The organism is Pseudoalteromonas sp. APC 3893 (genome assembly GCF_030408095.1).
Taxonomy (GTDB): domain Bacteria; phylum Pseudomonadota; class Gammaproteobacteria; order Enterobacterales; family Alteromonadaceae; genus Pseudoalteromonas.
Genome location: NZ_JASDCD010000001.1, coordinates 17402 through 43162, shown reverse-complemented (window position 1 = coordinate 43162; position 25761 = coordinate 17402). Strand labels below are relative to the sequence as shown.

Genomic DNA, 25761 nt, shown 5'->3' with positions numbered 1-25761 from the left:
CTTTAAAAAGCAATTTAACCCCCAAGGTCTCTTGTAGGTGATAAATTTAATCAGAAGGAGTTAATTATGAGCAAAACTTTAATAATCGGCGCCAGTGGTCAAATAGGAAAAATGACCACGAAGTTATTACTATCTCAACAACAGCAGGTAGTTGCGCTTGTTCGAGATAAAAGCAAATTAAGTGATTTAAGTGGCTCTTTTCTCACTATTGTTGAACAAGATCTTGAAGGTGATTTTAGCCAAGCCTTTGAAGACTGTGACCAAGTAATATTTGCAGCAGGCTCTGGTGGAAATACAGGCGCTGATAAAACGATTTTAATCGATTTATGGGCCGCTACTAAAGCGGTAAACTATGCAAAAGGCCATGATATAAAACACTTTATCATGGTCAGTTCGATTGGTGCAGATGATCCCGATGCTATTGAAAGTGAGTTAAAACCTTATTTAGTTGCAAAGCATATGGCTGATGAGCATTTAAAGCTAAGCGACTTAAATTACACGATAGTAAGACCTGGTGCGCTTACTGACGAAAGTGCATCCATGAAGATAAGCTCTGAGCGCCCCAGCGACAGAAGTGACGCAAAAATTAGCCGTGAAAATGTTGCTAATACCTTGGTTCATATTGCAACAAAAACTTTTTCTGACAATAAAGTTTTTGAATTATTTGACGGTGATAAATCTATTTCAGTACTATAAAATATCAGCTAGCGACCCTAATAGGGTCGCTATTTCAAGACTTACAACTCACTTTACTTATGCCCCTAAAATAACACTTAAGTTTACCTGTTTATAATAGAAAAAAACCAATACAAATAGAAATAGTTCTTGATTAGATTTCTACCTTCTGTATCATACCCGCCGTTGTACCTAATTGTTGTAAAATAATAAAGAGATGAAATCAATGTCATACCTAGTAAAACCTAGTTTAATCGCACTTGCTGTGGCTGCTAACTTTTCTGTTCACGCTGATGAAAAAATCCCCGAAAAAAACATGGAACGTATGGTTGTTACAGCAACCGGCTTTGAACAGAAAGTCACTGAAGCACCTGCGAGTATCTCTATCATTACTAATGAAGACATTAAGTCTCATGCTTTCACATCCGTATTAGATGCTGTGCAATACCTAGAAGGTATTGATATAGGTACAACTCGAGATAAAACCGGTCAAGGCAGTGTCAGCATGCGAGGCCTAACTGGCGAATACACTTTATTGCTCATTGATGGAAAACGTCAAAATAACCATGGTGATATTTACCCTAATAACTTTGGCGGTAATGCCTTTAATCACGTCCCCCCTGTTGATGCTATTGAGCGTGTAGAAGTTATTCGTGGTCCAGCTTCGACCCTATATGGTGCTGATGCACTCGGTGGCGTTATCAATATCATCACTAAAAAGCACATGGCTGATTGGGGTGGCGCAGTCTCATTTAGCCGTTCATTACAGCAAGGTGATAGTTTTGGTGACGATATCACCACTGACTTTAACGTTTCTGGACCATTGATCAAAGATGTACTTAGTTTAGGCGTGCGTGGCAGTATTTACGAGCAACAAGCTTCATCACCCAGCTTTGAACCTGCAACAGACCCTAATGGTGAAGTACATTTACGCTCACTCGGTTTTGGTAGCGGTGGCCGTACTGTTGATAATACCAATGAGCAGTTTGGATTTACGATTAATTACTCACCGTTTGAAAATCATCATTTAAGTTTTGATTATGATAACTCAAGCCAAGTGTATGATAATACACCAAGCTATGATATTGAATCAGGCACAATCACTTACCCTCTTGGTACAAAAGACAACATTGAATCTATCTGGGCAAGCCGCGGTGGCCAAGTTAGCCCTCGTGCTGGTTATGCTGCGGACCAAAAATTTGACCGCCAATGGTGGTCACTTAGTTACGATGGTGAACTTGATTGGGCCACAGTAAAAGCATCAGTCTCTTATGTAGATACGCAAAACAATGGTAGAACTTTACCATTAAGTGTTGCTGAGCGACTGAAATTACAAGAAATGTATGATGGTACAGGCGAATACGCCAATATGAACGAGCAAACACGCAAAGACCTTGCTGAAGAAACGTTTTTACCACGCCCTGTTCGTCCACTTGAAAGTAGCCAATATACATATGATCTTCGCTTTGATATCCCATACAGCGGCGCATTAGGCGATCACAACTTTGTGGTTGGTGGTCAATTAATTGATGGTGAACTAAAAGACGGTGTGTTTGGACTAGAAAGCAATGAATCGGGTAAAATCCAAGAGCAAAACATGTACTCTCTTTTTGCTGAAGACAACTGGATGATGACCGACAGCTTCACGCTTACAGCCGGTGCTCGTTTTGATGATCACGACGTGTTTGGTAGCCAAGTGTCACCACGCTTATACGGTGTGTATAACGTTAATAACGCGTGGACTGTCAAAGGTGGTATCAGCACAGGATACAAAACACCAAAAACAACTGATTTATACGATGGGATCACAGGCTTTGGCGGTCAAGGCACTAGCCCATTTGCTGGTAATCCAGAGCTTGAGCCTGAAACCAGTGTGAACTCTGAAATTGCTTTATATTGGAATTCATTAGAAGGTGCGCATAACTTTAACATCACCTATTACAACACCAAGTTTGAAGACAAAATCGCCCGTGGTGATACGATTTTTAGCTGTGAGCAAACCAACGATGTTCGCCCTTGTGTTAATTTAGGCCAATATGATCAACTTGGATACCAAAGCTACAGTCAAAAAATCAATATCGATGAAGTTGATTTACAAGGTATTGAAATTGCGGGTCAATATGTAATCTCTGAAACAATTTCATTAAATGGTAACTACACGTGGACTGATAGCGAACAACAAAGTGGCTCAGAAGAAGGTCAACCATTAACAAATAGCGCTGAGCACATGGCTAACATAACCCTGAACTGGGAAGCCACTGACTTTATGGAAGTATACTTACAAGGTGTATACCGCTCAGACCGTTACCGTGGTTGGGATAACGTGCACGACCAAGCGCTTTATTACAAAAACTATAACCTATTTAATTTAGGTGCACAGTTTTACGTTAATGAGTACGTGCAAATAAATGCCCGCGTTAACAACTTGCTTGATGAAGACTTTACATCGTATAGCACAAGCTACACTGATTTAAACAATGATGGTCAATACGAATACTTAACAGGCCGTGGTGTAGTAAGCGAAGTAAGCTTTACTGATGACTACAACGTTAAAGATAAAGGTCGTAACTTTTGGGTTGGCGTAACTGCTTACTTCTAAGCGAAGCGATTTAAAAACGACATACTTAAAAGCGGCCAACTGGCCGCTTTTTTAGTCATTACTCTTTATAAACCAAATACCACCTTTTCACTTTTCAGCATTCTTGCACTTAAAAAGCTAAATACGGCACATAATATCAGTGTAATGAGTGTTGATAACAATAACTGCGGAACTGGAATAGGATTACCTTTTATAAATTCCATTAATGCAAATTGCTGCGCGGCTATAGGCAGCCATTGCATAACATCCGTCGCAATGTCATAGGTTGTGATCATACTTAATGCCATTGGAATAAATAACACCATGGTGACGTAAGATTGCGCTTCTTTAAACGATTTTGCCATAAAAGAGACAAACACTTGCAAGCTTGACGACATCAAAGCAATCGGCAAACATATCGCAATACAAAACAGCATAAACTCTGGTGTAATCGTTATGCTAAACCCTAATTGCTCCCATGCAACCATAGGGTAAACCACTTTAGACACAACCAAAATAACAATCAAACCTAACATTGAAAACGCCGCTATTGCGCCCACTTTGGCTAGTACTATATGCAAGCTACTTAACGGGTGGCTTAACAATAAACTTAAAGAGTTACGCTCTCGTTCGCCCGCACTGGTATCAATGGCTAAGCTCATTGCCGCATAAAATAAAGTTAGAATAATAGTGAGAACTACGAACCCTAAGATCATCCCACCTTTAGAATCAGGGGTTGCTTGATCATTGACTTCAATCGCGAGTGCACGCATTAGGTTTGGATCTATACCGCGAGATACCAAGCGTAAACTGGCAATCTCTGAGCCATAAACGGCCATCGCTTTTTCAACGCGATTAATATGTTTACCCAGTTTATCATCTGACTTATCAGCGATAAGCGTCACTGTAGCTGGGCGACCCTCACTCAGATTTTGCTTATAGTCATCACTAATAGACAGCGTAATCGGTTTAAGTAGCGGATCGTTTTTATCATCCGCCATTTTAATATCACTACTGGCTAAATGAGCGACTAAACCCGGTACATTACTGGCATTTTCAATGGTAATTTTAAGCGCTTCAGGAGAAGCTAATTGCTGTAGTAAAATACTCATCAGCAAGCACATACCAATCGGCGCACCAATCGCATAATAAAGTCCTGCCATAACAGAGCGTTTGTCACGACTTGCATCCATGACTTCTTTTTTAAACAGTACTTTTATTATATTGATCATGCTGCAATCCCCTCATCGCTACCTATTAACGCAATAAATGCTTCTTCTAATGTATCTTTACCTGCTTGCTCACACAGCTGCTCTATGGAGCCCTGAGCAATTACCTGCCCTTTTGCCATAATAACGACGTGGTCGCACAAAGCCGCGACTTCTTGCATCACATGCGATGAAAACAAAACACAATGCCCTTGCGCTTTAAGTAGCAATAACAGCTCTCTTAGAATACGTGTGCTCATTACATCGAGGCCGCGCGTTGGTTCATCCAAAATAACGTTTGTTGGGTTATGAACAACGGCTTGTGCTAATGCCGTTTTCATTCTTTGGCCTTGCGAAAAACCTTGGCAACGGCGATCGGCAATATCATTCATACTTAATTTATCAATTACTTGTGTAGTGGCTTCCTCGGCTTGCGCAGCACTAAGACCACTCAGCTGAGCAAAAAAGCTAATATACTCCCGCGGCGTAAGTCGCTCATACAAGCCACATGGATCAGGAAATAGTCCTAAGTTTTGTTTTGCTTGCATGGGCTGCTTTGCAACATCAATACCGTCAATTTCAGCAAATCCGCTGTCTGCTTTTAATAAGCCAAAAACGGTGCGTAAACAGGTGGTTTTACCGGCACCATTAGGGCCTAGCAAGCCAGTGATTTTGCCATTTTCGGCGCTAAAACTTAATCCGTTGAGTGCGTTAACATCGCCAATCTTTTTGGTCAAATTCGATACATTAATCATAACTTACTCCTTGTTCGTTGCCGGTGTTAAATGAGTGTTTGCAACCCCATTAATATTCATAAAAAACGGCTTGTCGTTTTTATCTTTGATGCAATAAGTATCAATATCTTGCATCGATTTTTGCTCTATAAATTGGGCGATAATCTTTGGTGCACACGTTTGCGAACCAATGCCATGTGTAGCTGTTGGGGCAACAAGGTGTGTTGCATCTGCCATATTTGTCATTGCCAATTCGGCCCAGCTTGGTGGTGTTGCCGGATCGCGCGCCCCAGATAACAACAGTGTTGGTTTATCACTTTTTAATGGTTTATAAAATGCTTTATCGGCAGGCTTAACCTCTAAAATTGGACACACAATATCAAGGCCTTCAATCATGGTTTTACCCATGTATGTACTGCTGTATTTAGTGCGCAGTTGAGGCGTCAATTGGGGCCAATCTTCTGAGCACACAACGGCGTTATGCATGCCCATTGCGAGCGATTGAGTTAAATCTGCGTTTGCCATTAAACCTGCCAATGGGGAAAAATCATCTTGAGCCGCTTTGGTAATCACTAAAGGCACAATTGAGCGGGTTGTGTGACTGTAAAGCGCTAAACGAATGGCACTGTAAAATTTCATTTTAGTAACAGTAAAAGGGATCATTTCATGAGTGCGGGGGTGCCTGACTTGCGCCTCTATGGGTTGTTGCTCAAGTCTAGCCAGAAACTCATTAAAACGTATTTCCAAACGTGGGAACTGCTCATTACAGGCGGCATCACTCTCACAACGTTCAAACAAAGCCTGCAATGAGGCGTCTATTGCCTCGCCGATTGCAGCAAAACTTTGTTGCATTGGCACTACACCATCTAAGGTGCTTGTTATAACAGAAGCAGGAAATTGGCGGGTGTATTCTTGCGCTATACGTGTACCGTATGACACCCCGTATAAATGAAAGCCTTTATAGCCTAGAGCAACACGTACAGCTTCAAAGTCTTTTGCCGCAGCTGAGGTAGTAAAGTGGCTTAAATCAACATTGAGCTTCGCTTTACATTGCTCGGTGTCTTGCTTACTCATGGTTTGTAAATCAGTGATGGCATCATTAAATGCGAACTGTGTTTTTAAATCATCGCTGTCACATTGCAGCTGCTTTGAATAACCGGTACCGCGCTGATCCACAAGTACAATGTCGCGTGTTTCACGGGCAAAGCGTAAATTACGATTAAACACTTGCGCTAAATCAACCGCTCCTTGACCAGGTCCACCAGCAAAACCCAACACAGCCTCTTCGGGGTTACTTGGTTTTATTGCTGGTATAACAGCAAAATGAATATCAATTTCACCATCGGCTGGATTATCTGATAAAGGCTGAGCAATACTGCCGCACATTAATCTATCTGATAGGCCTTCCATGTAACATGGTGTTAATTCTACAGGGTTATTATCGTTTTCTTGTCCCTGTGAAATTGCTGAGTTCACGATTAAAAAAGGTAAAATAGCTAATTTTATCAGCCTATTACGATACTCTGATGTACTTTTCATCACTCTTTCCTTTATTTGCATTTTACACTTAATGTGATAACTTATTACTTAGTGTATCGGTGTATTAATGTATTAATACAGTAGAGAAAGAGTAATGCTAGAATTTATTAATGTCAACCCTAATAGTGGCGATCCAATTTACAAACAATTGCACGAGCAAGTTGTGCGCTTAATTGTGGGTGGGCAATTGTCTGCAGGAGATGAGCTTCCTTCGGTGCGAAAAATAGCCGACCACTTTGCTGTTAACCCAATGACTGTTTCAAGAGCGATAGGCCAGTTAGTCGACCAAGGTTGGCTTGAGCGCCGTCGCGGTCAAGCAACCAAAGTGGCACAAAAAACAGTACAGCAAACTGATCAGCAAGAAACACTACTTTTTAAAGCTATTGATCAACTTATTCAGCAAGCAAAACAGCTTGATGTACCGCAATCAACAATATCCGAACTAATAAAGAAACGGTGGGAATTATAACAATGACACAACCACTTCTTAGCTATAAAAACGTCTCAAAAAAATACAATCAACGCCTTGTATTAAAAAACATAAACCTAAGCGTTGAGGCTGGCATGGTGATAGGTTTATTAGGTAAAAATGGCGCAGGTAAAACAACCTTATTACGTAGCGCGCTGGGTTTAATAAATCCAGACCAAGGTGAGGTAAACGTATTAGGTGAATTAAGCCATCAATTAAGTGCCAGCAATAAAGAAAAAATTGGTTATGTCGCACAGCAAACATTTGGTTATGAAGGCTTTAAAATTGCAGACGCGTTAGCATTACATCGTAGTTTTTACCCTAATTGGGATATGCAATTAGAGGCAAAATGGCTCGCCCGCTTCGAATTAAATAGCAACAGTGCGGTTAATGATCTCTCGATAGGTCAGCGTCAGACCCTCGCCCTTATTATGGCCATGGCTTATAGACCTCAGTTGCTTATTTTGGATGAGCCGGTAGCAAGTTTAGACCCTATTGCTCGGCGAGAATTTATGAGTGATCTGTTCGATTTAGCACTCGATTCGGGATCTGGAATTTTATTTTCATCACATATCACCTCAGACATAGAGCGCGTCGCTAGCCACATTGCGCTGATAAAGCAAGGCGAACTATTGTTACTTGACGAACTAGATGTCATTCGCGACACCGTTAGAAAAATCAACTTTAAAGCATCGACGATAGATCTTAGTGCATACAAGGTACTTAACCAACAGCAAAACTGTGCCATCATTTATGGTTATACGGGTGAAGTTATTCCAGATGCTTTAGCAATCAATACACTATCTTTAGAGCAGTTGTTTGTGGAGCTACATGGATGATGCAAGTCAGTAAACGCCCTTGGTATCAAGGAGCGGTCAACTTTTGGTTAAAAGATGTAGGTTCTGCCAGTTATTTTATCGGGGCAACTATCACGTCTTTGCTGTGCCTTATAGCTACTGGTATTGAAGAGCTTATTACATTAATGATCATGTTTTCAATTATTTGTATGTACAGCGCGATAGCTTGGCAAAGCATCAAAATGCAAGCTACTGAATGGCAAAGCTTGGTTATTGGTTATCGTAAACATGTAATGTTTCAAGGTAAGGTATTCATAATATTGAGTAACTTAGTTGCTCTGTTGAGTATCATAATTGCTGGCAATATTAATCTATTAGCAACCCTCACAGTGGCCAATCTTATTGGCATTATTATCTGGTTTTTAAATCGCTCATTCAGCCACTTATTTACCCCAGTATGCTATTTTAGCTTTTTTATTGCGACCTTAATATGTGTCCTTATAGAGCAACTTCCTGCTTGGCTGATCCCCGTTAACGTCATTGCTTTTATTGCTATTGCGTTATTACATAATAACTTTTCATCTGCCTATACATGGCGCCCTGACGCATTAATAAATTATCATAATGGTTTACAATCAGGTTGGTCTCCTATTCCCAGTGGCTTTTTATCAAATTACGGCAGCCCTATTAATAAAGGGCTATTCCCTCTTAGTTATTTTGTTGGCTCAGGGCTCTCTCAGTACCTTATTTTACTTATGTTTGTATGTACGCTAGGTGTAATAGTGAACTTATTTTATAACATCTCTGAGCATGTCATTTTTGTGTTAACACTGATTTTATTCGCAATTGTTACATTAAGTTTATGGAGCAAAATACAAAAGCAAAACTCATGGGAGCTGTTATTTACGCTACCCATTTATAATTGTAGTTACAGCGCGAAAGTTGCCCTTAGTAACAGCGTTTTAAAACTAGCGTTACTGGTGATGAGCTTATGTTTTGTGACGGCTTCAGCGCTCAGCTTAGCTAACTCAACATTTTTAATATTTAATATATTAAGTTACTCATTGGCTTGCTCCGCAGGGTTATTACTCAGTTTTACTGTTGGTAATGTATGCAAAAATATAAACTTACTTAGTCTATTCTTATGTTTATCTTTTGGGTTAAGCATGGGCTTAGCAATCTATATGTTTGACCATGGTGACAGTTTAATAAAACTTGGGGGAATGGCAGTGTATACATTATTTATGGTGGGACTAAATAGAGCTACTGTCAGATATATGTAAACGGATGGCGCCAAGGAAGTAATGCATACGAATATGGCCTTGAGGGTAAAGTACTTTAGGTTATAAGGCGCTCATCTTTAGTTCGCTTTTGAAAATTTGCTAGGGTATTATCAAATTAATTTAAATAACTACCATAAAGTAGTTCAATATTTTAGCAAAGAGGTTACGTATGCTTATAATAAAAAAAGTATTCATCTTTTGCATACTATATTGCTTTACTAGCCCATTACTAGCAGTGCCAATCGTAGCAAACTCAAACTTAAAAACCATCAATATAAGTGCAGGTGAATGGCCACCTTTTTTAAGTGAATCTCTGCCCCATCAAGGTGTTGTTGCTCACCTTATTCGTGATATCTTCGCTGAAGCGGGTATGCAGGTAAACTTTACCTTCTTGCCTTGGGGTCGAGCTTATCACGACACAAATACCGGTAAGTATGATGCAACAGCAGTATGGATGCACAGCAAAGAAAGAGAGAATGCTTACTATTATAGCGATGTCGTATTAAACGAAAGATTTGTCTTTTTTTATCAACAAAAAAATCATTTTGATTGGCAGAGTATAGCTGATCTTAAAGGGCTAATTATTGGTGGTGGCCTCAGTTACAGTTATGGCGCTGCTTTTGATCAAGCAATTGAAAACGCTGTTTTCGCATTATCACGTGTCGGCACAACAGAACAAAACTTCCGTCGTTTAGCAATTGGTCGCATTGATGTTTTCGCTGAAGAAATAAGCGTAGGCTACCACACCCTTAATAGTCAAGCCCCAGAGCTCATCAAAGATATCACTCATCATTCTAAGCCTTTGCTCATTAACACCAGTTTTTTACTATTTCCGAATAAGGTAGAACAAAGTGAAAAGCTATTACAAATATTCAATATACACTTAGCACAGTTTAAGCAAGACGGGCGCTATCAAGCCTATTTTAAAGGGTTAGAACAAGGTGATTATTTACCTTTGCATATTACCAAGTAATATTCATTATTATTTGTTACAACCAAGCTTAGAAAGTAACGCATAAAAAAACGGCCATTATTAATGGCCGTTTTGGTGCTTAAACAAAATAATAAAAAGCACTTAAAGGGAGAAAGTACGCCCTACAGATAGTACAATACGCTCATCTGCAGTATCCCAATCTAAGCTAGTGTTCTCGCCCGCGACCTCAATATCAAAACCCGCTAAACTGGTTTGATATGCAAGGCGATAGTGATTATATGATTTACCGTTTCCATCCCAAGTATGTTTGTCACCATCGAGTGAATTCGAGATATCAAAACTGGCACGTAATGCATGATTAGGCGCAAGTTCTATGGTGTGTGCAACCATAGAAATCACATGCCCAGCCCCTGTACCAAAATAATCCCAGCTGTACCAAAAATTAAGCTCTGTTTGGCCTAAATCGCTGGCATAACCAAATTTAGTATAAGCTTCAAAATAATTACCATCGCTTGAATTGCTCTGTCCATGATAGCTGTAATACGCTAAACCATAATCAACGCTCAGTGCATCGTTTATTTGCACATATTTACCAAAGTAAGCATCCCACTCAATGTTGGTATCATCACCAAAATCCACGTTTGACGCCCACGTACCTGCGTACATACCTGAGTCAGCAAATGAATAGTCAAGGCTGCCTTGAATAGCCGGATCATTTTGAGTTTGGCTCACCCCATTAAAGGTATAATCCGATACGCCGGTGATGGTCGTTGACCAGTCAGCTAATGCAGAAGTTGAAAAAAGAGCGAATGGGAGTACTACTGCTAGTAATGTTTTTTGTGTGGTCATGTTAATTCCTTAGCTTACTGATTCAATTTTGGTGTAGTCAATTTTGTTATCTTTTGGCGAACTATCGATGTTGCTTACTGTTTTAAATTTGCTATAAGCGATAAATGCAGCACAACCAAAGAACAAGCCAATTACCAGCGCCCCAACCCATTGTATTTGTAAAAAGTTTAGTTTAAATAGTAGAGTTAGCAACGAAAGCGCCACGACATTAAGTGCAATATAGTTAAATTTACCTAAGCGCTTAACAGTCATATTTAGATTGTCAGTGTACAAACGGATCAGTGAATCCAGTGAGTTAATGACAAATACAACCCCGACGAACACCATGGCAATATTTTTAATTCCTTGCGTTGGTATACCCGCTTCGTGATATTGATAAAGCACGCTAAACCAAATGGCTATTGGGATTGAAGGGAAAATTAACATCGCGCCAAGCACTTGATAGGTCTTTAATCCACCGACAAAACGTGAGGTAAACTGGCCAATCATGATACTCCAAGCAAACCACCAAAATAAGTAAAACTCATGATAATCATTAAGCGGTAAAACAAACTCATTGATATTGCCAAAATAATTTCCGATTAAGGCAATATTATTTGTAAAGTCAGAAACCTGTCCGTTTTCACCCATGTACGCGCCAAGCCACATAAAAGCAATCAAACCAATAAATAACCAAGTCGTCGAAATACTTAAAAAACGCACGTACTTAATATCGGTGCTTGAATACACGGCAAAACAAATTGCGGCAAAAACAATCAGATAAAACGAAGGAATAATCGACTCGCCATCACCTAAGCCCGGTAAATACCAAGGTAAGTTAGACAGCAATAAAAAAGCAGTAAATGCACAAGTACCAATAATTACCACATTATTGATTAATTTAACCCACGGAATTTCGAAAAACTTCACTTTGGGTTCTATTACACAGAAATAAAAGCACGTAAGGAAATAAAATCCCCAGATCAGAAAGCCCCAATACCCAAACTCTATAGCTAATGGATTGGCAAACGCATACTCTGGGCTTGCTTTTATGTCTGCATAACCTGCAAACTCAGTCAGTGGAAACATAATCAAGCCAACGTCTAAGCCTGATGTAAATAAGATTGCAATAAAGGTAAATGTTCTAACCGGTGTAACGCCTACACATTGAACATTCCCCCATTTTACTAATATTGCAATAATTGCTAATAGGGTAAAAATAATGCCAGCACTAAGCCATAAGGTCATAATTTCCTCCCCAAAATAAATGATAATACGTCATTTTTTCTCCGTGTTTTTAGCCCCGCATTAACGCACCACAAACAACTCATGATGCGCGCCACTGCAAGCCCCACAGCAAAAAACTGCTGCGGGTGGCCGAGTTATATCTCCGAGCTACGCTGCTTTGTTTGCCATTTTGGTTCCATGACAACCGCTGCATGCGATTTACTAAGTGGTGGCTTACCTAAAATTAAGTCAGCCGCTTTTTCTGCCACCATAATGGTTGGCGCATTTAAATTACCGTTTGGCACTGTAGGGAAAATAGATGAATCAACCACTCGCAGCCCTTCAATACCATGTACTTGAGTATTTGAATTAACCACAGCCAGCTCATCTTCACCCATCTTGCAAGAACATGAAGGGTGATAAGCACTTTCTACTGCTTGGCGCACAAAGGCATCTATTTGCTCATCGGTTTGAATATCTTTACCCGGCTGAATTTCATCATCGCGATAGTCATCAAACGCGCTTTGCTCAATAATTTCACGGGTTAAACGCACGCATGCTCTAAACCCTTCAATATCATCTTGATGCTGTAAATAATTAAACTGAATTTTTGGTGCAACTTTAGGATCAGCCGATTGAATCGTGACCGCGCCACGGCTTTTTGGTTTGTTGTGACCAACATGCACTTGGAAACCATGACCATCAAACGCACTTTTACCGTCATAACGAATTGCCGCTGGCAAAAAGTGATATTGAATATCAGGCCATTCAACACCCGGTTTTGAGCGAATAAACGCACAAGATTCAAAGTGATTTGTAGCGCCAAGGCCACTGCGGTTTAACAACCAGCGGGCACCTATAAGGCCTTTAGAAATAAGTCCTAATTTGCCATTTAAGGTAATGGGTTGCTTACACTTGTATTGAAAATAAAATTCCAAGTGATCTTGCAGGTTTTGACCGACACCAGGTAGGTGGTGTTTTACTTCAACGCCTGCAGCTGCAAGTGTTTCGCTATCACCAATACCTGAAAGCTGCAGCAAATGCGGTGAGCCGATAGGCCCGGCACTTAATACCACTTCTTTGGCGGCAAATACTTGCTTAGTTTGACTATGGATACTGTACTCAACACCCGTGGCTTTTTTACCTTCAAGCAATACTTTTTCAGCTAAAGCGCCAGTTACAACGGTTAAGTTGCTACGTGACTTTATAGGGTCTAAATATTCTCGACTTGCCGAGCTTCTTACACCGTCTTTAACAGTCATGTGCATTGGCCCAAACCCTTCCTGCTGCCCTGCATTGTAATCATCAGTAGCGGCATAACCGGCCTGCTGACCTGCATTAATAAAGGCTTTATACAGCGGGTTGGCCATTTCATTACCGTTATTAACGCCAAGCGGGCCGTTATCGCCACGGTATTCATTTTTACCTAAATAAAAGGTTTCGGCTTTTTGAAAGTACGGCAAGCATGACTGGTAATCCCAGCCTTGTGCGCCATGTTGTTGCCATTCGTCAAAATCTCTTGCATGACCACGTACGTACACCATGCCATTAATTGACGATGAGCCACCTAACACTTTACCCCGAGGGCAATGCATTTTACGGTTATCTAAATAAGGCTCCGCTTGAGTATGAAACTGCCATGCGTATTTATCCGTATTCATCGGAATTGAAAGCGCTGTTGGCATCTTAATAAAAATGCTTTTATCACTGCCGCCAGTTTCTAATAGCAATACGCGATTGTTACTATCTTCTGATAATCGATTCGCCAGTACACACCCTGCAGAGCCCGCACCGACTATGATGTAATCATATGTTTGTGCACTCATTAAAATGGACTCTCTATATCAGTCATACCAACATAAATTGATTTAGTTTGGGTATAATGTTCAAGGGTTTCGATACCGTTTTCACGGCCAATACCCGATTGCTTATAACCCCCTACAGGCATTTCTGCTGGTGAGTTGCCATAACTGTTGATCCAACAAATACCGGCTTGTAACTGATGAATAACACGGTGTGCCCGTTTAATGTCTTTGGTAAATACACCTGCTGCTAAGCCTAAATGGGTATCGTTAGCACGACGAATTGCATCGTCTTCATCATCAAACACCAGCACGCTCATTACTGGGCCAAAAATCTCTTCTTTAACAATCGTCATGTCATCGGTGCAATCAGTGAAGACCGTAGGCGCGACAAAATAACCATTTGGTGCAGAGTCAGGTTTCAGTGCTTTACCACCAGTAAGTAACGTTGCGCCCTCACTAATGCCCTTATCAATGTAACCCATCACTAATTCATGATGATTTTTTGAAATAAGCGCACCTAAGTTTACCTCAGGGTTCATTGGGTCTCCGGCAATAATGTTTTGCTCAGTGCGCGTTTTAAGCTCATCAATAAATTGCTTGTACACATTTTTGTGTACATAAATACGTGTGCAATTAGTGCAAATTTCACCCTGGGTATAAAAGTTACCTAACATAGCTGCGCTTACCGCTTGCGAAATATCAGCATCATCAAATACTAATAATGGCGACTTGCCACCAAGCTCCATAGTCACATCTTTTAGCGAACCTGCTGCACTAGCCACCACTTTTTTACCTGTGCCGACTTCACCAGTGAACGATACTTTCTCGATATCATCACTTTGTGTTAACCATTGGCCAACCTCAGCCGCACCTTGTACAACATTGAACACGCCTGCAGGTACGCCCGCTTCAAAAAAGATTTCAGCCAGTTTAATTGCGCCAAGAGGGGTTTCTTCAGAGGGTTTAAAAATAAGTGCATTACCTGCAGCAAGCGCAGGTCCTGATTTCCAACATGCTATTTGCAGTGGGTAGTTCCACGCACCAATACCTGCACAAATTCCTAAAGGCTCTTTGCGCGTGTAGTAAAAATCTTCACCGACCATTTGCTGTTGACCAACTTGTGCAGGAGCCAGCCCTGCAAAATATTCAATAACATCGGCGCCGGTTTGTACATCAACACACTCTGCTTCTTGCCAAGGCTTACCTGTATCGAGTACTTCAATTTCTGCTAACTCATCGTTGCGTGCGCGTAGTAATTCAACGGCTTTTAGTAAAATACGGCTACGCTCGATAGGCGTCATTGCTGACCACGTTGCAAAACCTTGTTTTGCACTTTCAGTGGCTGCATTTTGTACAAATGCATCAGCGACTTCTACATGGTAAATTACTTCATCGGTGGCAGGATTTTTAACCGCGAAAGTCTCGCCGCTTTGATTCTTTAAAAAATGACCGTTGATAAAATTTTGATAAACAGGCGTTGTCACATTAAGCTCCATACTGTTTGATAAGTGAATTTACATAGCCTTTGGCTAATTGCTCGCAATGTTCAAATTGATCTTCGTCAGACTTACTCAATACAGCCCTTAACCATAAACCATCAATCATGGCAGCGCATAGTTCTGCTGCAAGTTTGGCATCTGCATCATTCATCAATGCTTTGAATGAACTTGTTAAGTTACTAAAAAGGCGGCGACTATTAACGTTTTGTAAGCGATGTAATTGCGCATCATGCATTGACTGCGCCCAAAAACTTAACCATGTTTTTGTTGTATCGCTTTGCAATTGTAAGCGCGCAAAGTTTGCCTCAACGATAAAAATCAACCTTTGCTCAGGCGTTGTCGTTGTAGTTACACGTTTAATTAACTCACGTTTTAAGTTAGATAATAAATAGCGCACAGTCGCTTCTATCAAGCCTTGTTTACCACCAAAATAGTGGCTAATAATACCCGAAGACAAGCCTGCTTTTTTACTAATGCTATTAATAGTTGTGCCCTGTAGGCCAAACTCAGCAACCGACTCAATAGTGGCGTCAATTAGCTGCTGACGACGGACAGGTTCCATTCCAACTTTAGGCATAATTTTTATTAATTGAACGTTCAATAAAAATAAAGGTTAGAGTAAGTGAACTGATAATTCAAGGTTGACAAACTGTGAACGTTCTAAAGTGACATCAACAATGTGACGCTAAGTTACTGTATTAACTTCTATAACTTGGCTTAGAAAAAAGTTGCGAAAAAAACCGAAAAGGAGTGATTTTCTGGGTAAAAACGGCAAAAATTAGCTATGTTATGTAGTAGCTTTGTGCCACAGTATAAGATTCAATATTTTATATAACGAGAAAATGAATAAGGAAACTCAATGTCTAATTTTAATGAATATAATAATCAAGTAATGGCCAACATCCTCAAACAACTTGCACAGAACAACAACACTTGATTACTTTACCCAAACAATAGATACTGTTTTTTTATACAGCTATCAGCAAACGGTAAAGTGATGCGTAAAGAGCTTCCAGCGAAATATTATTTAGCTCATTTTAATGAGTTACTTACATTTATAAATACTCAATGCAGACACTTGTTAGAGCAAAAGCACATTGATTTTATTACAAAAGTTAATAACTTAAGTGAGCAAGCCCAATGCATGCTCTCGCGTATTTTTTCACGAAAGCCTTTGTTAGTGGCAATACATACGCTTAATTATGATGAAATACCCAGCCCGACACAGGCAATTGATGAGTTAAAAAACGCAGGTCTTATTGCACACCCAAGCCATAACGACTACCAGCATCTACTCGCTCACTTAACAAAACCAGCATTACTTGAGCTACTAGCGCCGTTTACAGCGGCAGTGAATATAAAAAAAAGCGCAACAAAAGCACAATTAGTAGCACAAGCCTGCGATTTCTTTACCAATAAACTCGAGTATTTAACCCCTGTATATAGTCAATTTATTATTAATAATCGCGCTGATATTTACGAGTATTTTGAGTTTTTATATATCGGCCGCTTAAGTAGTGGAGATATCAATCATCAAAATAGTTTTGTACTGCGTGATTTAGGCGTTAGAGCAACAAGACAAAGCCATAATCAAAGCTTAGCGCGCTTTGATACTTTAGATGAGGCAAAATCAAACTACGCGTTAAACCGCTTTCGCTTAGCATTTAAAAGTGCACAAACTGATGACGACTATCACGATTTAGCTCACAACGTAATTGCGCAGCAAGCACAAGGCACGCTGGCAATAACTCTTAAAAACAAGTTATTACTCAGGCTCTACCAACAACTTAAAAAAGTAAATGCAGTAATTAGCTTTAGTATTTTAAATGCCTGTGAAAACAGCTCCGAAGCCACAGAAATACAAATACGCGAGCAATATCGTCAAGGCAATAAAGACTGGGTTAAAGCAAAGCTTGAAGAGATCGTCGAAAATCCAGTGACCGATGATCTGCTCTATTTTGCCGATGACTTCTTAATGCGCAAATTTAATAAACAAACCCGCTCTCGCTTAAGTACTATGCTTGCCGATACAAAGTGTGTAATTGAAATAGATGAGATTTATCGCGGCGATGTAGAGCAAGGGGTGGCACAGTATTACGAAAACCAAGGCTTTCAAGCATTTAACACAGAGAACACGCTTTGGCAAAGTCTATTTGGCCTGGTATTTTGGCATGAGCTTTACGTAGAAACTCCTCACCCACCGTGTAATGAATTTGATTTATTTCCACACGTATTACGCACTAACAGTTTTTACCAACTACAACACCAGCAAATCAATACACTACTGACGCAACTGCAAACACCTGACGATTTACTAAAGCATGTGTGCAAAAACGCGGCGCGCTATTTTGAGCAACCAAATGGCTTATTTCGTTGGCATAGTGAGCTGTTAAAACCACTTGAAGTACTGATTTTGAATAGCCCTATCACAGCGCTAAAAAGCCACTTAAAAAACATGACTATGCGCTTTTTAGAACTAAAAGATGGCTACCCAGATTTAATGATTTTAAAAGACGGCACCGTCTATTTTGAAGAGGTAAAAGCACCCGGTGATAAACTCAGGCGTAATCAGCTAACCACCATCGATAACCTGAAACAATCTGGATTTAACGTACAAATTGCAGCTGTGAATTGGGTTAATGATCCTAACCGCATTTACAGTGTGGTCGATATCGAAACAACGGGTAGTTTAAAAGGCGGCAATAGGATCACTGAAATTGGCCTGGTTAAAATGCAGCACGGCAAGGTTATCGAAACCTGGTCAACACTGGTTAACCCACAAATACGCATTCCAAAATTTATTGTATCGTTAACGGGGATCACCGACGCCATGGTGGCATCTGCGCCTAGCTTTGAGCAAATTGCCGATACCTTAGTGAGCAAGTTACAAGGCAGTATTTTTGTCGCCCACAATGTCAACTTTGATTACGGCTTTATCCGTAAAGAGTGTGAAATGGCGGGCATTAGCTTTAAAATGCCCAAGCTGTGTACTGTGGTGGAATCGCGCAAAGCCTTTACAGGGCTTAAGTCGTATTCGCTTGGTAACTTATCAAAGTACTTTAACTTAAGCTTAACTAACCACCACCGTGCATTAGCGGATGCTAGCGCCACCGCCGAACTACTTTTACTTATCCAACAAAGCGCTTAGCAATAAAGAGCTATAGTGGTTAGTTGAAATTTGTAAATAATGGTGATGTGTTCTAAACCTAAAGAGTAGCCTAATACAGGAAGACTCTTATGCCGTCATCGAACACACTTAATAAACACACTGAGTTTGCACGTTGTTTAGAGTGCAATAAAGTAAGCACTTTTGCAGCTTTTCATTGGTTAGCTCTTGCTTTTCAAGACATGATGCGAGCACCCATACTAAGCCTAATTTATGGATTAATTTTTACATTAATCCCGCTGGCCATTGTTTACAGCGGCGTTTATGCCGGCACTTACCTTGTAATACTTCCTGCAACAGTCGCATTTGCTTTGATCGGTCCTGCATTTGCTGTAGGTTTATACGATATTGCTTGGGAGCTTGAAAAAGGTCACTCTCCTACATTCTTACATTCACTTAAATCAATGTTCAGAAACCCAGCAGGCGAATGGGGCTTTGCAATTTTATTAATGGTTATTATGATTATTTGGATGCGTCTTGCCGCTTTAGTACACGCATTATACCCAAGCCACGCAAATCCAACGTTTGAAGAACTCTCAGCATTTTTAACCTTAGGCACCATTATTGGTGGAATATTGCTCGTCACTGTATTTGCGATTTCAGCGTTTACACCGCAAATTATGATGGAAAGACGTGTCGATATAATGACCGCAGTTATGTCTTCTATGAATGCAGTAAAAACTAATTTTAGCGCCATGGTTGTGTGGTCTGGCTGTATTTTTATATTAGTTGCTATTGGTTTTATCACTGGCGCAACGGGCTTTATTGTCATTATGCCGCTACTTAGTTACGCCAGTTGGCACGGTTATATTGAAGTAATCAAAACCAAAAAATTACGTGGATATGAATAGTCTTTTATAAAAATTGTTGCGCAGGGAGGTAAAGCTCTTGGCGCAGTAACTTACGCCCTTGTTTGAGTGCATTTTTATATGAAGGCTTATTAGTTGCGTCAATATACCCAAAGAAAAAATTAAAGTCCTCACAATGCAGTTCATAGTACAGACGCTGCATCGGTGAGGCTAAACCTTGGCCTCTAAATTGTTTAGCAATAAAAATATCACTCACCAATAAGCCATCAAAACCCAATTCTTCACTTGCCTCCCCCATAACCATTCCCAAAGGCTGGCCTTGATAAAATGCCATACTGCATAAGCCCGCTTCAATGGACTCACTCAGCTCTTCTTTATCGCTGATTGGCACTATGTTTGCCATTGCTGGGTTTTCAGTTAGAAACTGGTTGTATTCCTGCTCATACCAAGGCCTATCTTTCTCAAGCTCAAAGGGCTGTAAAGAGATATCTGCTTTTAAAGCATCACTCACATCAAGCAATGGCGTTTGGCTACCTAATAAGGAGTCAACAGCGCGAGCACCTGGCAATAACAATAATTGCTGTGCTTGTGGTGAATCAGGTGCTGGCCAAACACAAATGTGCACAGGTGTGCACCAGCAAAATACCTTACGAATGTAACTGGCAAGTTCTTTTAAAACCGATGCAGTTAATGAGTGTTCACTAAAGATTTCAAACATGGTTTCGTCATCATCATTACGACAAACACTGGCTATGAATAAGTTACCATCATTATCTTCAATTACTTGGGCAAATAAGTCGTCATCTGGCACGTTGTCACTGATATTACGTCGCTGACGTAATTCAATAAAGTCATCACTCGTGCAATCGTCATTTAATGCGAGTAAATCCTGACACTCTTTATTGATTGCTTTTTCAATATCTAGATTCGTTATATCTGTGAGGTTATACGTTTTAATAACCCCCGCTCCTAGGCGGTGTAAACGCACGTCGTCGATTTTATAGAGTGGATAATGGCGCATAATTTCCCTTTACAAGTTTCATTTAAACCTTATATGGGGACGTGGCAAGTTTTTATCAAACTAGACCCATAATTTGGGCCTAGTTTGCGAGCATAACCGAAGAGATCAGAATTGATAACTTAGTGATACTTTATAATTGCGGCCAAGCTCTGCTGGGTCGTTCGCTTCAGTCGCTGGCGCTCTTAAGTAACGTTTATCCGTTAAGTTATCTACCCCTAACCTCACGATAAGACCCTCTAAACTGCCGGTAGCTTGATACTTAGCATTCAGGTTATAAACCGTGTATGTATCTGTGCCGTAACCGTATTCTAAGTAGGTATCGCTTAAACGTTTTTGCTCACGATAATGCAGCATTTGTAAGCCTACATTAAACTGCTCTGTAAATTGGTAGTTAGTATTCCATGTGATTTTGTCTGCAGGGGCTTCAGCATAAGGTTGTTGCGTGTAATCAATAGTTCCTAAGAAGAAGTTAGGCATGCCTTCAACATCCATATTAATCGTGGAATAACCTACATACATATCGATTGCTTGGAAGGTATATTGTGCTTCTATCTCAATACCATGGCTTAATAATTTACCAATATTCTTAGCACTATAATCTCGGTGAGTTGCAACAGGTATACCATTGGCAGGCTGTGGCCCAGGTGAACCAAGTTGTTTTTCGCCGTCAGCATCGAGATAATACATAAATGGTACGTTATCAATGTAATTATTGATTTCGTTATCAAAGTAAATCGCTTTGAAGCTCAAGCTATCTGCATAAGGCAGGTTTTGCCAACTTAAACCAAAGCCCATTTCAAGGTTATCAGAGTCTTCTGCTTTAAGATCTGGCTGTGGTTCGCTGTAACAAATCTTGCCACCAATATGACAGCGCCACTCATCTTGCTTATAAAGCTCTTGCAGCGAGGGGGCGCGAAACGCTTCAGCACTTTTTAAATATAAATTAAGGTAGTCAGTTACTTTAAATGTAAGGCCAAGTTCGCTCGATAACTCATTCTCATCATTGCTATCAAACAGTTTAAAGTGGTCACTTTCACGTTCATACGCATCAAACCTTAAACCTGCGGTAATTAGCAATCGCTCATCAAAAAACTCACTTTGATCAATCAAAGATAATGACCAGTTTTGAGCATCGCTATTGCCGTAGTATGTTGATTGTTGCTGATCTTCCCATTTTACTTGGTTGAAGCTTTCAACATCATATTGCAGTTCTACAGCAAGCTTATGCTTAATAACACCGTCAAAAGTCGATAAGTTTGCAAACCGAACCCCCTTGCGCGAACTTTCTCCTTCACTATTGCTATCATAATTAATTTTATTTGTGCCTTGTTCAATATAGCCTTTGCTGATCTTATCGTACGTTTTTTTCGAGTAGAAAGCTTGTACATCTAAATCAACGTAATCGCTTTCTCCTTGATAGGTGTATTTAAGCATGCCTTCGAGATAATCATTTTTGTAATCTTCAGCCAATGTGGGGTATGCAATGGCTAAATCAAGTCGCTGACCATAGGGTTGATCAACTGATTCCGTTTTACTGTAATCCAGCTTAGTTTTAAGACTATGATGCGGGTTAAAATACCAGGTATTTTTTAGAGTCGCATTTTGTCGTTTTGATTTATTTTGTATTTTGCTAACTTGCTGAATTTGTTCGTCTTCAGTCGCGCCTTCCTTAGCAACAACATCAATATCATCATATTCAACTTGCCCGAGTGAAAACACAGTATCGCTCACATCATTTAAATAGAATAAATCAGCATTAAAGTCATTCGAGTCTGAAACAGATTGATGTGTCACTGAGAATCGAGTGCCAAAACCTTGTTCATCTCCTAAATAATCACTCGCATCCTTGGTCACTAAGCGAATACTGCCCCCAATAGCACCAGAGCCTACCGTTAATGAATCAGCACCTCGTAGCACTTGAATTTGTTTTAATTGATCGGGGTTGATACCTAATGAGTTAATTTGCGCTATATTTTGGCTGCCATCAGAATCAATTTTACGTTTTACATCATCAACTGAGATATAAATACGTTCGCCATATAAACCACGAATAGCAGGCTGACCTGATAAAGGTGTAACACTGCCTGATAGCTCAACCCCTGGGAGGGTCTTAAGTATTTGGTTTAAATCTGCTGCTTGCTGCCTATCTATTTGTTCTGTAGAAAGTACCGATACAGAACTCGCGACATCTTGATTAAGCGCGGTTAGCTTATGACCTAACACCTCAATTTTTTCGATTTCTTGCGCTTTTTCGTCCAAGCCTGACGTTGCTGCAACTGAAGAAAAATTAGAAAGAGCCGCTCCAACACATAGAAAAGCATACGTATACTTCATATTATCACTCCTTAATAAAAATAATTATTATTTAGTTTTACGTGGCGATTTTAGGGTTTAACATATGAAATTGCAATAACTAATTACTTATTGATATATTGAAAGAGAATTATTAATCTGTAAGCTTCGATTTAATTGGCTAAATTTTACTGAATATAAAAGGATCTATAATGAACTTTTGCAAACTCTTAGTTTTAATTATTGCAACAATAGGGCTATCAACTGCCAAAGCGGCACAATTTGGCGAACCGGTTGATAATAATAATCTGCTAAAAATTTCGACTATAATGGCCGCGCCAGATACCTTCTTAGATCAACAAGTTACAATAGAAGGTACTGTTGTTGGTGTATGTGCTAAACGAGGTTGTTGGATGACAATAGCCTCTGATAAGCGTTTTGAAAACTTGCAAATCAAGGTTAATGACGGTGATATGGTATTCCCTATGACTGCTAAAGGGAGTAAAGCGATGGCAACAGGAAAGCTAAATAAAATCCAGCTCAACTTAAGCCGTACCAAAGCGCTGTTAGCACATAGAGCTCAGCAAGCGGGTAATGAGTTTGATGAAAACTCAGTAACAAAGCCTATGGCAATTTACCAATTGGTACCGACAGGTGTAGAAATCCTTGAGTAAAACAAGCAGAAAAATAAACTGGTATAAATTAAACCGAAGTTTGCATCGTGATATCGGCTATTTTTGTATGGGTTTAGTGATCATTTTTGCGATATCGGGGATTGCGGTTAATCACAAAGATGACTGGAATCCTAATTACCGTGTTGAGCAAGTTATAACATCTATATCCGCGCAAAACTGGTCACTTGATAACGATACAGAACTTGCTAATCAAGTACTTGCAATAAGCAAAATTGATGAAAAAGTTAAAACCTCTTACTGGGCATCACCAACGCAATTTAAGCTGTTTTTTAAAAATGGCAATAACCTGTTATTAAACCTAAAAGATCAACAATTAATTTATGAAAAAATAGCTCCTCGTCATGTATTTCAAGCATTCAACCGTCTGCACTTGAACGAGACAAAGGCATCTTGGGTTATATTTTCAGATGCCTTTGCGGCTTTACTGATTTTTTTGGCTTTGAGTGGTCTGTTTATGATTAAAGGTAAACACAGCCCTTGGGGGATAAAATCACTGTGGGTGATCAGTGGTATTGCCCTACCCGCAGTTTATATCTTTATGTAAAAGCAGCAAAATAAAGTGAAGGTATAACCTTCACTTTACAACCATTAAAGTTTAAAGCTATCCCATGGGCCGGTAATTGCGAGTGTTTTTGTTGGCGTAAATACATTGACAAACAAAGTGTTACCATCCGGCGAAAAACACGCTCCTGCTAATTCTGTTTGCGCTTGTAATTTTGCAAAGTTATACACTTCACCTTTGGGTGTAACACCACGTAAATGATTATCGACCACATCGGTGTATTGATCTTCACACACAATTAAATGGCCATTTGGTGCCACTGTTAAGTTGTCGCCAAAGTTATAAAGTGAACCATCGGTGCTTTCTACAAAAAGTTGAATTTGCCCCGGGGCTGTTTGCTCTTTACTCGTGCCCTCAAACTGTGATGGCACATACTTCATGACTTGACCCAGTTGTTTTTTGCCGCCATTGGTACAACAAAAATACAGTTCATTATCGCCCCAATGAATGCCCTCACCGCGGGCAAATAATGCCGCTCCTTGCTGGTATCCACGTAAACGTAAATCATCTTTCGGACTTTCGGGATTATCTAAATCAATCCACTCAACATCCATGTTCTGGTGTAATGTCATATTAGCACCAGTCCAATTTCGGGTATCAAATTGTGGTGCGTTTTTAATCACCATTGCCTGCAATTGGCCGCCTTTGTGTAATCTACCGTACTCATTAGGAATGAAGCGATAAAATAAGCTGTCGCCTTTATCTTCAGTCAGGTAAACAATACCTGTTTTAGGATCTATCGCGGCAGCTTCATGGTTAAAACGCCCCATCGCTTTCAACGGCTCAGGTTTCACTAAGCCTTTAGCTTTTGCTGAGATTTCAAAAATATAACCGTGATCTTGGCCAAAACCATCGGCTTTAGTTAACGTTGTTTCTTCACAGGTAAGCCAAGTGCCCCATGGCGTAATACCACCAGAGCAGTTGCGAATAGTGCCGATTAAAGATAAGTATTCTTGCTCTTTTTTAGCCGTTTTAAGATTATAAATAATATGGCTTGTGCCACCCGGTAAAGCAATGCCTTGATCATTTGTATCATAAGCGAGCGATGTTTTATGCGTTTGCGCTGCAACATCTGCTTTAGCTAAATCAGTCGGTTTTAGCTCATGATTTCTAACCAAGGCAACCCTATCATCATCTAGCGTAAAACATCCCATACCATCAGCGTTATTGGGTACAAATTGACCGTCATCCATTTTCTCACCAAGCTCAGAGATCACCTTGTAACTAAACCCAGCTGGTAAATCTAACAACTTATTTCTATCTGCAATTAACGGCCCATATGCAGGTAAATTACTGCCTAAATCAGTAACGGGGACTTTACCAAACGCACTACGAGATAGCCCTATAAACGCAAGTGTGCCTGCACTAAATAAAAACTGCCTTCTGTTAATCATGTCTGCTCGATTTATTATTACTGATAAAATTTGCCAACATCATAAATTAAAAACAGCAACAAAAATGGGGCCAACATACAAATTCATAGAAATGTCATAATCAAGGGCGTGAATTATTTACAAAGCCATGCAGCTTTTTCATACTAAAAACCAGCTAGCAACCACCAAAAAAAATAAACCCCTGATTTAAAACGATATTTAAACAATGAAATTACGGCATAGCCATTGCTCTATAAAAGTATGTTC

The 25761-nt window shown here is 40.0% G+C and carries 21 protein-coding genes; 10 read left to right on the top strand and 11 right to left on the bottom strand.

Annotated features, from left to right (window positions below; genetic code table 11):
- Positions 1 to 66 precede the first annotated feature (66 nt).
- On the top strand, positions 67 to 696 hold the full coding sequence (locus tag QMA12_RS00180) for an SDR family oxidoreductase (RefSeq protein ID WP_290210119.1): 630 nt from the start codon (positions 67 to 69) through the stop codon (positions 694 to 696).
- Positions 697 to 901: 205 nt separating this feature from the next.
- The gene (locus QMA12_RS00175) at positions 902 to 3274 is read left to right on the top strand and encodes a TonB-dependent receptor (protein ID WP_290210120.1); all 2373 of its coding nucleotides are present in this window, start codon (positions 902 to 904) and stop codon (positions 3272 to 3274) included.
- Between the two features lie 65 nt (positions 3275 to 3339).
- On the opposite strand, the gene QMA12_RS00170 is transcribed toward QMA12_RS00175, so the two are convergent.
- From QMA12_RS00170 to QMA12_RS00160, 3 genes are read right to left on the bottom strand one after another with little or no spacing between them, the layout of a single operon-like run.
- Positions 3340 to 4485: an ABC transporter permease gene (locus tag QMA12_RS00170; RefSeq protein WP_290210121.1), complete on the bottom strand. Its 1146-nt coding sequence runs from the start codon at positions 4483 to 4485 to the stop codon at positions 3340 to 3342.
- Positions 4482 to 5216 (bottom strand): ATP-binding cassette domain-containing protein, encoded by a 735-nt coding sequence (locus tag QMA12_RS00165; protein WP_087532327.1) that lies wholly within the window; start codon positions 5214 to 5216, stop codon positions 4482 to 4484. Before QMA12_RS00165 ends, QMA12_RS00170 begins: the two co-directional genes overlap by 4 nt.
- 3 nt (positions 5217 to 5219) lie before the next feature.
- Entirely contained in the window at positions 5220 to 6734 is a 1515-nt protein-coding gene (locus QMA12_RS00160) for an alpha/beta fold hydrolase (RefSeq protein WP_290210122.1), read from the bottom strand.
- A gap of 94 nt (positions 6735 to 6828) precedes the next feature.
- Between QMA12_RS00160 and QMA12_RS00155 the strand changes: the two genes are divergently transcribed.
- From QMA12_RS00155 to QMA12_RS00140, 4 genes are all read left to right on the top strand, one after another.
- Positions 6829 to 7203, top strand: coding sequence for a GntR family transcriptional regulator (locus tag QMA12_RS00155; RefSeq protein ID WP_087532329.1), 375 nt, complete (start codon positions 6829 to 6831; stop codon positions 7201 to 7203).
- A 2-nt stretch (positions 7204 to 7205) separates the two neighbouring features.
- Positions 7206 to 8042 (top strand): ABC transporter ATP-binding protein, encoded by an 837-nt coding sequence (locus QMA12_RS00150; protein ID WP_087532330.1) that lies wholly within the window; start codon positions 7206 to 7208, stop codon positions 8040 to 8042.
- The gene (locus tag QMA12_RS00145; protein WP_087532331.1) at positions 8039 to 9283 is read left to right on the top strand and encodes a hypothetical protein; all 1245 of its coding nucleotides are present in this window, start codon (positions 8039 to 8041) and stop codon (positions 9281 to 9283) included. Before QMA12_RS00150 ends, QMA12_RS00145 begins: the two co-directional genes overlap by 4 nt.
- A 169-nt stretch (positions 9284 to 9452) precedes the next feature.
- Complete coding sequence (locus QMA12_RS00140) at positions 9453 to 10256, top strand: transporter substrate-binding domain-containing protein (protein WP_087532332.1); 804 nt, start codon at positions 9453 to 9455, stop codon at positions 10254 to 10256.
- A gap of 102 nt (positions 10257 to 10358) precedes the next feature.
- Here QMA12_RS00140 and QMA12_RS00135 read toward each other — a convergent pair whose 3' ends face one another.
- The 5 genes from QMA12_RS00135 to betI all read right to left on the bottom strand — a co-directional run bounded on the left by QMA12_RS00135 (position 10359) and on the right by betI (position 16153).
- Positions 10359 to 11066, bottom strand: coding sequence for a TorF family putative porin (locus QMA12_RS00135; RefSeq protein ID WP_290210123.1), 708 nt, complete (start codon positions 11064 to 11066; stop codon positions 10359 to 10361).
- A gap of 9 nt (positions 11067 to 11075) precedes the next feature.
- On the bottom strand, positions 11076 to 12293 hold the full coding sequence (locus QMA12_RS00130; protein WP_087532334.1) for a choline transporter: 1218 nt from the start codon (positions 12291 to 12293) through the stop codon (positions 11076 to 11078).
- Between the two features lie 134 nt (positions 12294 to 12427).
- Entirely contained in the window at positions 12428 to 14098 is a 1671-nt protein-coding gene (betA, locus tag QMA12_RS00125) for a choline dehydrogenase (protein ID WP_087532335.1), read from the bottom strand.
- The gene (gene betB / locus QMA12_RS00120; RefSeq protein ID WP_087532478.1) at positions 14098 to 15561 is read right to left on the bottom strand and encodes a betaine-aldehyde dehydrogenase; all 1464 of its coding nucleotides are present in this window, start codon (positions 15559 to 15561) and stop codon (positions 14098 to 14100) included. The genes betA and betB overlap by 1 nt, the downstream gene beginning before the upstream one ends.
- A gap of 1 nt (position 15562) precedes the next feature.
- Entirely contained in the window at positions 15563 to 16153 is a 591-nt protein-coding gene (gene betI, locus QMA12_RS00115; protein WP_087532336.1) for a transcriptional regulator BetI, read from the bottom strand.
- Positions 16154 to 16573: 420 nt separating this feature from the next.
- On the opposite strand from betI, the gene QMA12_RS00110 reads away from it, so the two are divergent.
- Positions 16574 to 18724 (top strand): exonuclease domain-containing protein, encoded by a 2151-nt coding sequence (locus tag QMA12_RS00110; RefSeq protein WP_290210124.1) that lies wholly within the window; start codon positions 16574 to 16576, stop codon positions 18722 to 18724.
- Positions 18725 to 18813: 89 nt separating this feature from the next.
- Positions 18814 to 19593, top strand: coding sequence for a DUF2189 domain-containing protein (locus QMA12_RS00105; protein WP_087532338.1), 780 nt, complete (start codon positions 18814 to 18816; stop codon positions 19591 to 19593).
- Between the two features lie 4 nt (positions 19594 to 19597).
- Here QMA12_RS00105 and QMA12_RS00100 read toward each other — a convergent pair whose 3' ends face one another.
- Both QMA12_RS00100 and QMA12_RS00095 read right to left on the bottom strand, forming a co-directional pair.
- A complete protein-coding gene (locus QMA12_RS00100; RefSeq protein ID WP_087532339.1) occupies positions 19598 to 20572 on the bottom strand; it encodes a GNAT family N-acetyltransferase in 975 nt (324 codons plus the stop codon).
- A 105-nt stretch (positions 20573 to 20677) separates the two neighbouring features.
- Positions 20678 to 22906 (bottom strand): TonB-dependent receptor, encoded by a 2229-nt coding sequence (locus QMA12_RS00095; protein ID WP_290210125.1) that lies wholly within the window; start codon positions 22904 to 22906, stop codon positions 20678 to 20680.
- A gap of 170 nt (positions 22907 to 23076) precedes the next feature.
- Between QMA12_RS00095 and QMA12_RS00090 the strand changes: the two genes are divergently transcribed.
- Together QMA12_RS00090 and QMA12_RS00085 are read left to right on the top strand one after the other, a co-directional pair.
- Entirely contained in the window at positions 23077 to 23538 is a 462-nt protein-coding gene (locus tag QMA12_RS00090; protein WP_290210126.1) for a DUF4920 domain-containing protein, read from the top strand.
- On the top strand, positions 23531 to 24103 hold the full coding sequence (locus QMA12_RS00085) for a PepSY-associated TM helix domain-containing protein (protein WP_290210127.1): 573 nt from the start codon (positions 23531 to 23533) through the stop codon (positions 24101 to 24103). Before QMA12_RS00090 ends, QMA12_RS00085 begins: the two co-directional genes overlap by 8 nt.
- Positions 24104 to 24147: 44 nt before the next feature.
- Here the strand turns inward: QMA12_RS00085 and QMA12_RS00080 are convergent, their stop codons facing one another.
- Positions 24148 to 25515, bottom strand: a complete 1368-nt coding sequence (locus tag QMA12_RS00080) for an alkaline phosphatase PhoX (RefSeq protein WP_290210128.1) — start codon at positions 25513 to 25515, stop codon at positions 24148 to 24150.
- Between the last annotated feature and the right edge of the window lie 246 nt (positions 25516 to 25761).